The organism is Mycobacterium gordonae, from assembly GCF_002101675.1.
Taxonomy (GTDB): Bacteria; Actinomycetota; Actinomycetes; order Mycobacteriales; family Mycobacteriaceae; genus Mycobacterium; species Mycobacterium gordonae.
Genome location: NZ_LQOY01000074.1, coordinates 1 through 12,665 on the forward strand (window position 1 = coordinate 1; position 12,665 = coordinate 12,665).

Here is a 12,665-nt window from a genome sequence, read left to right on the forward strand (position 1 = left end):
TGCTGCCCTGCTTGCGAAACCCCATCAAACAACACCCCTCAACCAGTCAGGTGTTGCAGCGACCGATTGAGTCTGCCCGGCGTGTTGCGTCGCCAGATTCCCACTCGGCCGGGCAGGGCCAGCGCTGAAGTTACGCAGCCGCAGGCTGTTTGACACCACGAAGAACGACGAGAAGGCCATCGCGGCGCCGGCGATCAATGGATTGAGCAGGCCGGCGGCGGCGACCGGAATGGCCGCCACGTTGTAGCCGAATGCCCACACCATGTTCATCCGGATGGTCCGCATGGTCGCGCGTGCCAGGTCCAGCGACTGCGGCACGATGTGCAGGTCGTCACGGACCAGGATGATGTCGGCCGCGCCAATCGCCACGTCGGTGCCCCGGCCTATCGCCAATCCCAAATCGGCACAAGCCAATGCGGGCCCGTCGTTGATCCCGTCGCCGACCATCGCCACGGTCGCGCCCTTGCCGCGCAACCGCTCGATCGCCTCGACCTTGCCCTGCGGCAACACCTCGGCGACCACCGTCTCGATGCCGACCGTGGCGGCGACGGCGTCGGCGGCGGCCTTGTTGTCGCCGGTCAGCAACATTGTCCGCATCCCGCGCCGGTGCAGCGCGGCGACCGCATCCGCGGCCGAATCCTTGACGGTATCGGCGATCGCGACGGCCGCGCACGCCACACCGTCGACCGAAACGAAAACCACCGTCTCGCCCCGAGACTCGCCGTCACGGCGGGCCGAGTCGAGAATGTCAGCGCCCGGGGCGTCCCGGGTGACCCACGATGGCTTGCCCACTTCGACACGACGGCCGTCGACGACTCCGGCCACACCACAACCGGCTACGGCAACAAAGTCCTTGACCGGCAACGGGTCCGGCGACGCGGCCGCGATCGCCGTCGCCACCGCGTGCTCGGACGCCGCTTCCACCGCCGCGGCGAGGGCCAACACCTCGTCGCGCTCGTGCCCGACCGCGGTCGTGACCGTGCTCACGTTCAGTTCTCCGACCGTCAGCGTGCCCGTCTTGTCGAAGACGACGGTGTCGATGCCGTGCACGGTCTCCAGCGCGCGGTAGCCCTTGATGAAGATCCCCAGCTGGGCACCCCGTCCGGAGGCGACCATCATGGCCGTCGGCGTCGCCAGCCCCAGGGCACACGGGCATGCGATCACCAGCACCCCCAGGGTCACCGAGAAGGCCCGCTCGGCGCCGGCGCCACTGATCAGCCAGCCCGCGCCGGCCAGCAGCGCGATGGCGAACACCACCGGGACGAACACGGCCGAGATGCGGTCGGCGAGGCGCTGAGCGCGGGCCTTCTGTGCCTGGGCCTCTTCGACCAGGCGGACCATGGCGGCGAACTGAGTGTCTGCGCCGACGGCGGTCGCCTCGATGATCAGCCGGCCGTCGAGCACGACGGTGCCCCCGACCACCGCCGAATCCGGGTAGGCCCGCACCGGCTTGGCCTCGCCGGTCATCGCACTGGTGTCGATCGCCGCGGATCCCTCCACGACGACCCCGTCCGCCGCGATGGTTTCCCCCGGCCGGCTCACGAAGCGTTGCCGCTTCTTGAGCTCGGCGGCCGGGATGACCAGCTCCGACCCGTCCTCGAGCAGCACGGTCACATTCCTGGCGCCGAGGGCGGCCAGCGCACGCAGCGCGCCGCCCGCCTTCGACTTGGCGCGCGCCTCGAAGTAGCGGCCGGCGAGCACGAAGACGGTGACGCCGGCGGCGACTTCCAGATAGATCGCGTCGCTGTGCAGGATGGCCTGCCAGACGCCGTGCGTCTGGCGCGGCTGCTTCGGGACGAACGCCGTTGCCAGCGACCAGATGGTCGCAGCCACGATGCCGACCGAGATCAGCGTCTCCATCGACGCCGTCCGGTGCCGCGCGTTGCGCAGCGCGACCGAGTGGAAAGGCCACGCCGCCCAGGTCACGATGGGCGCCGCCAGCGCAGCCAGCACGTAGCCCCAGCCGGGGAACCGGGCGCTCGGGACGGCCGCCAACATGCTCGACAGGTCGGCCAGGGGCACGAACAACACCGCGGCGATCAGCAGCCGGCGGAGCAGGCTGCGGGCATGCCGGGCGTCCGGGTCGTCCCCGGGGCCTGCCGCCGACGTGGACTCGGTGTGGGGAACCGCCTGGTAGCCAGCCTGGGTGACCACCGCGCACAGCTCGTCGACGCCGGCGTCGACGGTGTCGATCGTGGCCACCCGGGTAGCGAAGTTCACCGACGCACGCACGCCGGGAACCTTGTTCAGCTTGGTCTCGACCCGGCTCGCGCACGCGGCACAGGACATCCCGGAAACATCGAGCCGGACACGCTGGCGCTCGGAGTTCTCCACAAGCGGAGTCGCCACGGTCCTCCTCGGTGCTCGGTTCGCGTCGGTATTCCCAGCGTACAAGCGGTATCAGGACCTGACCGAAGCACGTTCGCGAACCAGCGCGCACACGCTCCACTGCCCAGGCACGCCTTTGAGTTCGCGCTCACCCCGGCCGGTGAACCGGTGTCGCGAGCCGGTGACGATGTCACGCACGGTCGAGGACACCAGTACCTCGCTGGGCCCGGCCAGCGCGCCCACCCGCGCGGCGATGTGCACGGCCATCCCGGCCACATCGCTTTTCTGGTCGTCTTTCTGGGAGCCGCGCACCTCGACTTCACCCGCATGGATGCCGACCCGGATCTCGATGCCCAGCACGCGCACCGCTTCGATCACGGCGTCGCCGCAGGCCAGCGCGGCACTCGGGCTGGTGAACGTCGCAACGAAGCCGTCCCCGGCGGTGTTGACTTCACGGCCGCCGAACCGCTGGATCTCATGGCGGACGATGGTGTCGTGGTTGTCGAGCAGGTCGCGCCACCGGTAGTCGCCGAGCTGCGCGGCGCGCTGCGTCGAACCGACGATGTCGGTGAACACGATCGTGGTCAGCACGCGTTCGGCATCGCCGCCACCCCGCACGCCGGTGACGAACTCTTCGATCTCGTCGAGCATGGCGGCGGCATCGCCCACCCAGTACAGGGTGTCCTCGCCGGGGAGCTCGACCAGGCGTGCCCCGGCGATGTTTTCCGCGAGGTAGCGGCCGTGCTCGATCGGGCTGAAAGCCCGGCTGTCGCGATGCAGGACGAGTGTCGGTGCGGTGATGCGTGGCAGCGTGTCGCGCACATCGGAATGCCGGACGGCGGTGATGATCGCCCGGGCCATGCTCGGTGACGCGGCGCGGTTGCCGGCCATGTCCCACCACGCGCGGAACGCGTTGTCGGCCGCGACCGACGGGGCGATGATTCTCAAGATGTCGAAGCCCTGTTCGACGGCGTCGGGCTCGATGGCGACGGTGGTGAAGGGATCCGCGGCGTCGACCTCGTGACCGATCGGGTAATCGGGCGCGCGCAGTGTCCGAGCCGCGCCGTTGATGCACACCAGGCTGCTCACCCGCTCCGGATAGTCGGCCGCGAGCACCAAACCGGTCATCGACGTGAAGCCGGGAGCCAAGATGGTCGCCCGCTCGCACCCGATCGCGTTCATCACCGCGATCGCGTCCTTGGCCCAGTGCTTCGGTCCGATCATGTCGGGCGACGACACCCGCGACGACAGCCCGATGCCGCGCTGGTCGTAGCGGATCACCCGGGCAAACGACGCGAGGCGACGGTGAAACCGGTACATCGACGGCTCGGCGTCGACGGTGTCGATCGGGATGGACGGGCCGGGCAGCACCAGCAGGTCGATGGGCCCATCACCGAACACCTGGTAGGCGATGTCGACGTCGCCGCAGGTGGCATAGCGAGTGCGGGGAGCCTGCGCCACAGATACAGGTTAGTAATTGCTACCGATATCTTCACCTGCGGTCCCCGGGCCGACGCGAGACGACGGGGCTTCAGGTTCGATCGCGCTTCTCACCAGGCAGATAATGCTGCACCTTCTGTTTGACGCCCTGCTTGATGAAGCCCGCCGCGTCCTCGTCGCCACCGACTACCGCATGGAACAGCGACTTGGCCTGCTCGAAAGTGGCGTGCGGCGGGATGGGCGGAACGTCGGGGTCACAACGCACATCCAGCACAGTGGGGCGGTCGGCGGCCAGCGCACGCTCCCATGCCGAACCCAATTGCCCTGCCTCGTCCAGATTTTCACCATGCAGACCCAGGCTGCGCGCGAATGCGGCATAGTCCACGTCCGGAAGCGTCTGGGACGCTTCGAACTTGGGCGAGCCTTCCATGGCCCGCATTTCCCAGGTGACCTGGTTGAGGTCGTTGTTGTGCAGAACCGCGATGATCAATCGGGGATCGGTCCACTGCCGCCAGTACTTGGCAATGGTGATCAGCTCGGCCATGTTGTTCATCTGCATCGCCCCGTCTCCGACGAAGGCGATACCGGGCCGGTCGGGATGAGCCCATTTTGCGCCGATGACGTACGGGACGCCCGGGCCCATGGTGGCCAGCGTTCCGGACAACGATCCACGCACGCCCGCGGTGAACTTGAGATGGCGGGCATACCAGTTGGCCGCGGACCCCGAGTCAGCCGCGACGATGGCGTTGTTCGGCAACCGTGTCGACAGCTCGTAGAAGATCCGCATCGGATTGACAGGGTCGGCGTCGGTCATCGCCTGTCGCTGCGCGGTTGTCCACCACTGGGCGACGTGCTTCTCGACGGCCTCGCGCCAGGTCCGGTCGGATTTGCGGTGTAGTAACGGGATCAACTGCTGCAGGGTCGTTTTGGCGTCGCCAACCAGATTCAGCTCGTACGGGTAGCGCATGCCGATCCACTTGCCCGACCGGTCGATCTGTACTGCGCGAGCCTGGTCCAGTTTCGGCAGAAACTGGGTGTAGGGAAAGTTGGATCCGACGGTGAGCAATGTGTCGCAGTCCATCATCAGGTGCCAGCTGGCCGTGGTGCCCAACAACCCGATCGCACCCGTCACCCAGGGCAGATCATCGGGCAGCACGTCCTTGCCCAGCAAGGCTTTCGCGGCGCCGGCCCCTAACAGGTCGGCGACCTGGGTCAATTCGTCCACACAATCGCGAGCTCCCTGCCCCACCAGCATGGCGACCTTCTCGCCGGCGTTGAGCAGATCGGCGGCGGCGCGCACCGCGGCGTCATCAGGGCTCATGCGGGCGGGGCTCAGTCCGAGACTGGACGGGACCTGCTTGAATGCGTGCTCTGGCGGTTCATACTTCAGCTCGAACACATCGGACGGGACGATGATGCAGGTCGGGCAACCTTCACTCACCGCAATGCGGATCGCCCGGTCAATGAGATTCGGCAATTGCTTTGGCACGGTGCACATTTGGACGTAATCACTGCACACGTCCTTGAACAGACTCAGCAGGTCCACTTCCTGCTGGTAGGCGCCACCCATAGCGGACCGCTCGGTCTGACCGACGATGGCGACCACTGGGACGTGGTCGAGCTTGGCGTCATACAGGCCGTTGAGCAGGTGAATTGCTCCCGGACCGCTCGTCGCCACGCACACGCCTACGTTGCCGGAAAACTTGGCGAAGCCGACCGCCTCGAAGGCGGCCATTTCCTCGTGACGAGCCTGCACGAACTGGGGTTGTTCTCCGGCCCGCTGCCAGGCAGCGAGCAGACCGTTGATCCCGTCACCGGGATAACCGAAGACCTGCTTGACATTCCATTCGCGGAGCCGGGACAACAACACGTCGGCGACGGTCTCGTGCACAATCACTCTCCTACCTGCCGGAAATTTGGCGGGGGACACTCGGGCGAGCATCGGAAGATAAGAAGCCTGGCTCGGCTCATACCCGATGCTGACGCCTTACCCGTTCCGCCTTGCCCGAAACGCGCATCGGCCCGGGGACCACCCCGATCGGGTCGCGTAACTACCTGCCGATGATCGGAACCAGGTAACGGGCGGCGTACTCGCGGACCGCCGTTTGATCGGAGGTGTCAAGGCGATCGGTCGGGAACACGATGATGCCCACGGCGACGCGCAATAAAATGTCCGCGATGTTGGCCAGGTCGGCGTCCGGAATTTCGGCGCCGCAACGGCGCAGCGTGTGGGCGATGCCGTCGGCGAACCGGCCGATCGGGAAGACGTCCGAGCGGGAGAACATCCCGAACAGTTCGGGTTCGCTCTCGGCGATGCGCGAATACAACCGCGAGTCCCCGATCAGGCGCACCCCGAGGGTGAACGCCTCGATGACGGCCTCCTGCGGGCTGCGGCCGGTGGTGGACTGGTCCAGCGTGGTGAAGAACAACTCCGCCTCGCGGCGCACGACGGCCTCGAACAGCTCGTCTTTGGTGGGGAAACGCCGGTAGATGGTGCTACGGCTGACGCCGGCGCGAGTGGCGACATCTTCGATGTTCGCGCGGCGCACGCCGTAGGTCTCGAAGACGGCGCGTGCGGTGTCCAGAATCGTTTCTTCGACAGACTCCGCGCTCGTTCCCAGGCCGCTCCCCGCCATGCTCCACTTCTTTCCCGCCCGGCAGTGCAGTGTTGCCAGTGCAGCACCGCTACGAATGGTATCGTGACACAAAAGAACGGTTTTGTGTCTCTGCTTCACGGCGCGGGGGGTGCCGGAGGGGGTTGTGATGACAGCGAGTTTCGACACCGGCGTCCGGGAAGCGGCGCCGGTCGTCGTCGACGAGATCGACGAAACGGCTCCGGTACTGGGGCCGGATTCGCTGATCTGGAAGTTCTACGGCGACTACCGGACCCAGCTGTTCGGATTCCAGCGCGTTGCCGGCACCGAGAACTGCATCGAACAGCTCGCGCAGGGCGTACTCGATCATTCGGTCGTGTTCAGCGACACGCTGGGCCGGGCCAAGCGGACCGCTCCGCCCCTGATGAAAACCGTCTACTCCGACAATCCGCACGCGTGGGGCCGCACCGTGCGCGACTTCCACAGGCCGATCAAAGGCACCGTCAACGACGGCTCCCGCTACCACGCGCTGAACCCGGAGTTGTTCTACTGGGCGCACGCCACGTTCGTCGACCAGGTCCTCTACAACGCCGACACGTTCATCCGGCGCCTGTCACACGCCGAGAAGGAACAGATCTTCACCGAAAGCAAGGTCTGGTATCGCCTCTACGGCGTCAGTGACCGCGGCCAGCCGCAAACCTACGACGAGTTCGTCGAATACTGGGACGGCATGCTCGACCGGTTCGTACCCCACAAGACCGTTCTGTACGGCACCGGTTACATCCGTAAGGGCCTGCCCGGTCCACGCCGAATCCCGCGTCCGATCTGGCGGATCCTGTCCGCGCCGTTGAACGCCTACGCCCGGCTCGTCATCGTCGGGACCTGTCCGCCGCAGATGCGCGAGGTGTGCGATCTGGCCTGGGATGACAAGAAGGAGAAGCGGTTTCAGCGGTTCGCCGCTGTGATGCGGGCGCTGAATCCGCTGATCAACCGGCTGCCCGTGCGGCTGATCTACGCATCGTGGGCGGCCGACGCGTGGGCGCGTGCCGGTGTGGACCCGCGCAAGATCAACAATTAGCGGGTAGCGGCGTACGGTAGCAGCGCCATCTCGCGCGCGTTCTTGACGGCCGTGGCCACTTGGCGTTGCTGCTGGACAGTCAGCCCGGTGACACGGCGGGATCGTATCTTCCCGCGTTCGGACACAAATAGCCGCAGGGTGTTCGTGTCCTTGTAGTCGACGCTTTGCATCCCAAGGCTTTTCAGCAGGTTCTTTTTTGCCATGGGCTGTTGGGCGGTGCGCAGCTGTCGCTTCGGTCGCTGCGCCATCACCAGCTCGCTTTGCGCACGCCGGGAAGCTGGCCCTGGTGGGCCAGCTCACGCACCCGGACCCTGGACAAACCGAACTTTCGCAGGTGTCCGCGTGGTCGGCCGTCGATCGAGTCACGATTGCGCACCCGGACCGCACTGGCGTCGCGGGGCTGGCGGGCCAGCTCCCGCTGTGCGTCGACCCGCTGCTCGGGTGTGCTGAGCGGGGATCGGATGACTTCCTTGAGCTCGGCCCGCCGTTCGGCGTAGCGCGCCACCGTCAGGCGGCGCCGCTCGTTCTTGACGATCTTGGATTTCTTGGCCATTCAGCGCTCCTCCCGGAACTCGACGTGCCGGCGGACCACCGGGTCGTACTTCCGCAGCGTGATGCGGTCCGGATCGTTGCGGCGGTTCTTGCGGGTGACGTAGGTGTAGCCGGTTCCTGCAGTGGAACGTAGCTTGACGATCGGGCGAATCTCGTTGCGTGCCATCAGAACCGCTCACCACTGCGGCGCAAGCGGGCCACGACCGCTTCGATCCCGTCCCGGTCGATGACTTTGATGCCCTTGGTGCTGACTCGCAGCGTGATGCGGCGGTCCTCCGAGGGCAGGTAATAGGTCTTGCGCTGCAGGTTCGGTGACCACCGGCGGCGCGTGCGGCGATGCGAGTGCGACACCGTGTTGCCGAAACTCACTGTGCGACCGGTGACTTGGCAACGCGCTGACATGGCGGCCTCCTCTGATTGCTTGGACAAGTGCCGCTTGCGACTGTAGCCTTAATGAAAATGGTTTTCAATAAGGGGTGAGAGATGCGAACTCCAGTGCTCCTGGTAGCCGGTCAGGGCTCCAGCGACGAGGTGACCGGCGCTCTGTTGCGGCAAAGGGGAACCGCCGTAGTCGAGCACCGGTTCGACGGTCAGGTGGTGCGCCGCTCGGTCATCACCTTGGATCGTGGCGAATTGCGCACCAACCATGAAGCGCTGGAGTTGGCGCACGGCTGCCTGTCCTGCACCATCCGTAACGATCTGCTGGTGCTGCTGCGGAAGCTGCATCGACGCTCCAACGTGGACCGCATCGTCGTGCATTTGGCGTCGTGGCTGGAGCCGGAGCCAGTCTGCTGGGCGATCAATCACGTCAGGGTGCGGGTCGGTCCCGGCTATCCGGACGGACCGGCGGCCGTCGACGTGCGGATCGCCGGGGTGGTGACGTGCGTGGATGCGGACAACTGGTTAGGGCAATCGCTCGGAGACGACATCCTGCCGGACGGTAGGACCGTGGCTCAGGCCGCTGTGGGCCAGGCCGAGTTCGCTGACCTGCTGGTGCTGACGCGCCCCGAGCCGGTCACGCTGGCTGTGTTGCGTCGGCTTGCCCCCCGGGCACGCATCACCGTCGGAAGTGATCGCGTCGAACTGGCCCTGGCGAACCTGGACGAGCAGTCACGGTGCGGCCGCAGTGACCATCCGCACGGACCGCTACTGGCGGGATTGCCGCCGCTGGCCCCCGACGGGGGAGTAAGCCTCGTCGAGTTCAATGCGCGGCGCCCGTTTCATCCGGAGCGTCTGCATGCCTCGGTTGACACGTTGCTCGACGGGGTGGTTCGCACCCGCGGGCGGCTGTGGCTGGCCAACCGACCCGACCAGGTGATGTGGCTGGAATCGGCCGGCGGCGGTCTACGGGTCGCTTCGGCCGGGAAGTGGCTGGCGGCCATGACCCCGTCGGAGGCGGCCTACGCCGACCGGGAGCGCCGTTTGTTCGCCGATCTGCTGTGGGAGTACCAGCATGGCGACCGGCACACCGCGATGACGGTACTGGTCTGCGGCGCCGATCCCGCCGATGTCACGAATGCGTTGAGTGCCGCCCTCCTGACGGATGCCGAAATGGCCTATCCGGATTCCTGGCGCGGTTACCAGGACCCGTTCGGCGACTGGCACCAGGATCCGTGCCACGAGCTGCCGGACGAAGCGGGGGAGTTCTCGGCGCACCGCAACGACGGGCGACGCGGATGAAACCAGGCATTCATCCCGACTATCACCCGGTGGTGTTTCAGGACGCCAACACCGGCGAGATGTTCTTGACCCGTTCCACCCTAACCAGCTCCCGCTCCGTCGAGTGGATGACACCAGCCGGCCCACAGACATATCCGCTGGTGGTCGTCGAAGTATCGTCGGAATCCCATCCGTTCTGGACGGGCACGCAGCGCACTTTGGACGCCGCCGGGCGCGTGGAGCGTTTCCATCGGCGATACGGTTCGCGATCGAGATAACTGAAACCCCTGACGCATCGGGCCTTCGAATGCCATCGTGACCATGGGTCATAACTGTGTTTCGATGGATAGAGACGGGTCGATAGCGATGAGGGATGCAGCCGATGAATCTGGTTTCGCAGGCGATTGATTCGGCTGCCAGCAGGTTGGCCAACCCGGCGCGCGAGCCGGACCCGGACAAGCTGCGGGAATCCGTCTCAGGCCGCACCGTGCTGGTCACCGGCGCGTCCTACGGCATCGGCGAGGCGACCGCGCGCAAGCTGGCGGCGGCCGGGGCGACCGTGCTGATGGTGGCCCGTTCGGCCGAACGCCTGGAGGATGTCGCCGCCGCGATCAACACCGGCGGAGGACAGGCTGTGGTCTATCCGACCGACCTCAGTGACGAGGCCGCCGTCAGCGTGCTGACGAAACAGATCAACGAGAATCACGGCCCACTGGACATCATCGTGAGCAACGCGGGTAAGTCGCTGCGCCGGTCACTGCACGAGCAGTACGACCGCCCGCACGACTTCCAGCGCACGATCGATGTCAACTATCTGGGACCCATCTGGCTGCTGCTCGGGTTGTTGCCGGCCATGCGCGAAAACGCCCGCGGGCACCTGGTCAACGTGTCCAGCGTCGGCGTACGGGTGGTCCCGGGGCCGCAGTGGGGGGCCTACCAGGCATCGAAAGGTGCTTTCGACCGGTGGCTGCGTAGCGTCGCACCGGAATTGCACGTGGACGGCATCGACGTCTCGACGATCTACTTCGCGCTGGTCCGCACCCGGATGATCGCGCCGACGCCGCTGCTGGGCCGGTTGCCCGGACTGACGCCCGACGAGGCTGCCGACGCCGTGGCGAAGGTCATCATCGAACGGCCCCGCACCAACGAACCGCCCTGGGTGTGGCCGGCCGAGATCGCCTCGGTGCTGTTGGCCGGGCCCGCCGAACGCGCCGCCCGCCTGTGGTACCGCCGGTTTTTCGCGGAATCCCGGCAGGACGCCCGGTCATGACGGACAGCGTGCTCGGCACGACGGCGCGTGCGGTGCTGTCATCGGGTCTGCTGGGTCCGCCCGGTCCCACCGCCGGGTTGCGTCTGGTCCGCGAGGTCTGCCGGGGTGGGACCAACCTCTTCACCCTGCTGGCCGTGTCGGCGGCGCGATGGCCGCAGCGTACCGCGATCATCGACGAGGACGGGGCGCTCAACTACCACGAACTGCAGTCGATGACCGAATCCCTGGCGCTGGAACTGCTCGATGCCGGCGTAGGGCCGGGACGCCCGGTCGGCGTCATGGCGCGCAACGGCCGCAACTTTGTGGCGGCGGTTTTCGCCACGGCGCTGGTGGGTGCCGATGTAGTGCTGGTGAACACCGAATTTCGCGCCGATGCCCTCGCTGGCGCGCTCGGTGCGCACCGTATCCGAATCATGTTCTGCGACAGCGAGTTCGCCGATCAGATCAGGGCGAGCGAGGAGCCCATCCGGATCATCGATCCGGCCACCGCCGAACCGTGCCTGGGCGTGGCCCGGCCCAAGGTGGCCCCGTCCGGTCGCATGGTGTTGCTGACCTCGGGTACCACCGGAATCCCGAAGGGAGTCCCACGCACGCCTCACTTGAGTTCGGGAGTGGGCGTCAGCATGACGATTCTGTCGCGTACCGGGCTGCGGGTCGGCACGCGAATCTCCCTGGCGGCCCCGATGTTCCACGGCCTCGGCTTCGGCATCCTGATGATGGCCATCGCTTTGGGTGGTACGGTGCTGACCCGGCGGCGCTTCGACGCTGAAGCCGTACTGGCGCAGGCGTCGTTGCACCGAGCCGAGGCGATGAGCGCGGTGCCGATCATGTTGGCCCGGATGCTGGATCTGCCGCAGCGGGTCCGGGCTCGAAATCCCTTGTCCTGCTTGCGAGTTGTCATCTCCAGCGGCGACCGGCTGGATCCTGCCCTGGCGCGCCGGTTCATGGATGCCTACGGTGACGTCCTCTACAACCTCTACGGCTCTACCGAGGTGGGCATCGGGTCGCTGGCCACACCGCAAGAGCTGCGCCGCTTTCCGGAGACGGTGGGCAGGCCGGTCGCCGGATGTCCGGTGCGCATCTACAACCGCAGCGGCCGGCCGGTCGGGCCGCGGGTCACCGGCAGGATATTCGTCGGGGGCGGGCTGGCCTCCGACGGCTACACCGGCGGCGGCGGCAAGACGGTCATCGACGGCATGACCAGCACCGGCGATATGGGTTACCTCGACGAGGACGGCCGTCTGTATATCGTTGGCCGCGAAGACGACATGATCGTCTCGGGCGGTGAGAACGTCTATCCCCGCGCTCTGGAGAACGCACTCGCCGGACACCCGGAGGTGGCCGAGAATGCGGTCGTCGGCGTCGCCGACGAACAGTTCGGCAAGCGCCTGGCGGCGTTCGTCGTGCTGCGCGAGGACAGTTCTGTGGACGAGCCGACGCTGCGAGAATATCTGCGGGGCAAGGTTTCTCGTTTCGAGCAGCCCAGGGACATCAACATCGTCGAAAGCATCCCGCGCAATCCGGCGGGCAAGGTGGTGCGCCGGGAGTTGTCCGGCTAGCAAACCCGCTTACTGTCACTCGGGTTCGTCGTCGTCATCCTCGGGTTTCAGTGGCCTTCCCGGGTGATGCATGCAGTTGGTGCGGGGGCGCCCGATGTCCAGGTGTTTGGGTGGGCGCCATTCGGTGATGCCGTAGTTGTTGTGGCGGGTGCGGTATTTGTGGAGTTCGACCAGTCTGTTGTCGC

Annotated in this window: 13 protein-coding genes; 5 read left to right on the forward strand and 8 right to left on the reverse strand. The window is 66.6% G+C overall.

What is annotated here, in order from left to right:
* Positions 1–24: 24 nt before the first annotated feature.
* The 4 genes from AWC08_RS12045 to AWC08_RS12060 all read right to left on the reverse strand — a co-directional run bounded on the left by AWC08_RS12045 (position 25) and on the right by AWC08_RS12060 (position 6,404).
* On the reverse strand, positions 25–2,349 hold the full coding sequence (locus tag AWC08_RS12045) for a heavy metal translocating P-type ATPase (RefSeq protein ID WP_083271402.1): 2,325 nt from the start codon (positions 2,347–2,349) through the stop codon (positions 25–27).
* A gap of 51 nt (positions 2,350–2,400) precedes the next feature.
* The gene (locus AWC08_RS12050) at positions 2,401–3,789 is read right to left on the reverse strand and encodes an adenylate/guanylate cyclase domain-containing protein (RefSeq protein ID WP_065136498.1); all 1,389 of its coding nucleotides are present in this window, start codon (positions 3,787–3,789) and stop codon (positions 2,401–2,403) included.
* A gap of 70 nt (positions 3,790–3,859) precedes the next feature.
* Positions 3,860–5,659, reverse strand: a complete 1,800-nt coding sequence (locus AWC08_RS12055; RefSeq protein WP_069435248.1) for a thiamine pyrophosphate-requiring protein — start codon at positions 5,657–5,659, stop codon at positions 3,860–3,862.
* 160 nt (positions 5,660–5,819) lie between these two features.
* Complete coding sequence (locus AWC08_RS12060; protein ID WP_065135228.1) at positions 5,820–6,404, reverse strand: TetR/AcrR family transcriptional regulator; 585 nt, start codon at positions 6,402–6,404, stop codon at positions 5,820–5,822.
* 127 nt (positions 6,405–6,531) lie between these two features.
* Here AWC08_RS12060 and AWC08_RS12065 point away from each other — a divergent pair, with 127 nt between their 5' ends.
* Positions 6,532–7,440, forward strand: a complete 909-nt coding sequence (locus tag AWC08_RS12065; RefSeq protein WP_069435244.1) for an oxygenase MpaB family protein — start codon at positions 6,532–6,534, stop codon at positions 7,438–7,440.
* Here the strand turns inward: AWC08_RS12065 and rpsR are convergent.
* From rpsR to rpmB, 4 genes are read right to left on the reverse strand one after another with little or no spacing between them, the layout of a single operon-like run.
* Entirely contained in the window at positions 7,437–7,688 is a 252-nt protein-coding gene (gene rpsR / locus AWC08_RS12070; RefSeq protein ID WP_069435245.1) for a 30S ribosomal protein S18, read from the reverse strand. The two genes, AWC08_RS12065 and rpsR, sit on opposite strands and share 4 nt — an antisense overlap.
* Complete coding sequence (gene rpsN, locus AWC08_RS12075) at positions 7,688–7,993, reverse strand: 30S ribosomal protein S14 (protein WP_065135225.1); 306 nt, start codon at positions 7,991–7,993, stop codon at positions 7,688–7,690. The genes rpsR and rpsN overlap by 1 nt, the downstream gene beginning before the upstream one ends.
* A complete protein-coding gene (gene rpmG, locus AWC08_RS12080; RefSeq protein ID WP_065135224.1) occupies positions 7,994–8,158 on the reverse strand; it encodes a 50S ribosomal protein L33 in 165 nt (54 codons plus the stop codon).
* On the reverse strand, positions 8,158–8,394 hold the full coding sequence (gene rpmB, locus AWC08_RS12085) for a 50S ribosomal protein L28 (protein ID WP_065135223.1): 237 nt from the start codon (positions 8,392–8,394) through the stop codon (positions 8,158–8,160). Before rpmB ends, rpmG begins: the two co-directional genes overlap by 1 nt.
* 81 nt (positions 8,395–8,475) lie before the next feature.
* On the opposite strand from rpmB, the gene mrf reads away from it, so the two are divergent.
* The 4 genes from mrf (at position 8,476) to AWC08_RS12105 (ending at position 12,480) form a co-directional block, all read left to right on the forward strand.
* Positions 8,476–9,672, forward strand: a complete 1,197-nt coding sequence (gene mrf, locus AWC08_RS12090) for a ribosome hibernation factor-recruiting GTPase MRF (RefSeq protein ID WP_069435246.1) — start codon at positions 8,476–8,478, stop codon at positions 9,670–9,672.
* Positions 9,669–9,929, forward strand: coding sequence for a type B 50S ribosomal protein L31 (locus tag AWC08_RS12095; RefSeq protein WP_065135221.1), 261 nt, complete (start codon positions 9,669–9,671; stop codon positions 9,927–9,929). The genes mrf and AWC08_RS12095 overlap by 4 nt, the downstream gene beginning before the upstream one ends.
* Positions 9,930–10,033: 104 nt before the next feature.
* Positions 10,034–10,921 (forward strand): SDR family NAD(P)-dependent oxidoreductase, encoded by an 888-nt coding sequence (locus AWC08_RS12100; protein ID WP_065135234.1) that lies wholly within the window; start codon positions 10,034–10,036, stop codon positions 10,919–10,921.
* Positions 10,918–12,480: an AMP-binding protein gene (locus tag AWC08_RS12105; protein WP_069435652.1), complete on the forward strand. Its 1,563-nt coding sequence runs from the start codon at positions 10,918–10,920 to the stop codon at positions 12,478–12,480. The genes AWC08_RS12100 and AWC08_RS12105 overlap by 4 nt, the downstream gene beginning before the upstream one ends.
* Positions 12,481–12,665: the final 185 nt, after the last annotated feature.

Excerpts from the sequence above, each read along its gene's own strand:
- rpsN (WP_065135225.1), bottom strand. The coding sequence starts at position 7,993 with ATGGCCAAGAAATCCAAGATCGTCAAGAACGAGCGGCGCCGCCTGACG.
- rpmG (WP_065135224.1), bottom strand. The coding sequence starts at position 8,158 with ATGGCACGCAACGAGATTCGCCCGATCGTCAAGCTACGTTCCACTGCA.
- mrf (WP_069435246.1), top strand. The coding sequence starts at position 8,476 with ATGCGAACTCCAGTGCTCCTGGTAGCCGGTCAGGGCTCCAGCGACGAG.
- rpsR (WP_069435245.1), bottom strand. The coding sequence starts at position 7,688 with ATGGCGCAGCGACCGAAGCGACAGCTGCGCACCGCCCAACAGCCCATG.
- AWC08_RS12060 (WP_065135228.1), bottom strand. The coding sequence starts at position 6,404 with ATGGCGGGGAGCGGCCTGGGAACGAGCGCGGAGTCTGTCGAAGAAACG.
- AWC08_RS12065 (WP_069435244.1), top strand. The coding sequence starts at position 6,532 with ATGACAGCGAGTTTCGACACCGGCGTCCGGGAAGCGGCGCCGGTCGTC.
- AWC08_RS12095 (WP_065135221.1), top strand. The coding sequence starts at position 9,669 with ATGAAACCAGGCATTCATCCCGACTATCACCCGGTGGTGTTTCAGGAC.
- rpmB (WP_065135223.1), bottom strand. The coding sequence starts at position 8,394 with ATGTCAGCGCGTTGCCAAGTCACCGGTCGCACAGTGAGTTTCGGCAAC.
- AWC08_RS12100 (WP_065135234.1), top strand. The coding sequence starts at position 10,034 with ATGAATCTGGTTTCGCAGGCGATTGATTCGGCTGCCAGCAGGTTGGCC.
- AWC08_RS12105 (WP_069435652.1), top strand. The coding sequence starts at position 10,918 with ATGACGGACAGCGTGCTCGGCACGACGGCGCGTGCGGTGCTGTCATCG.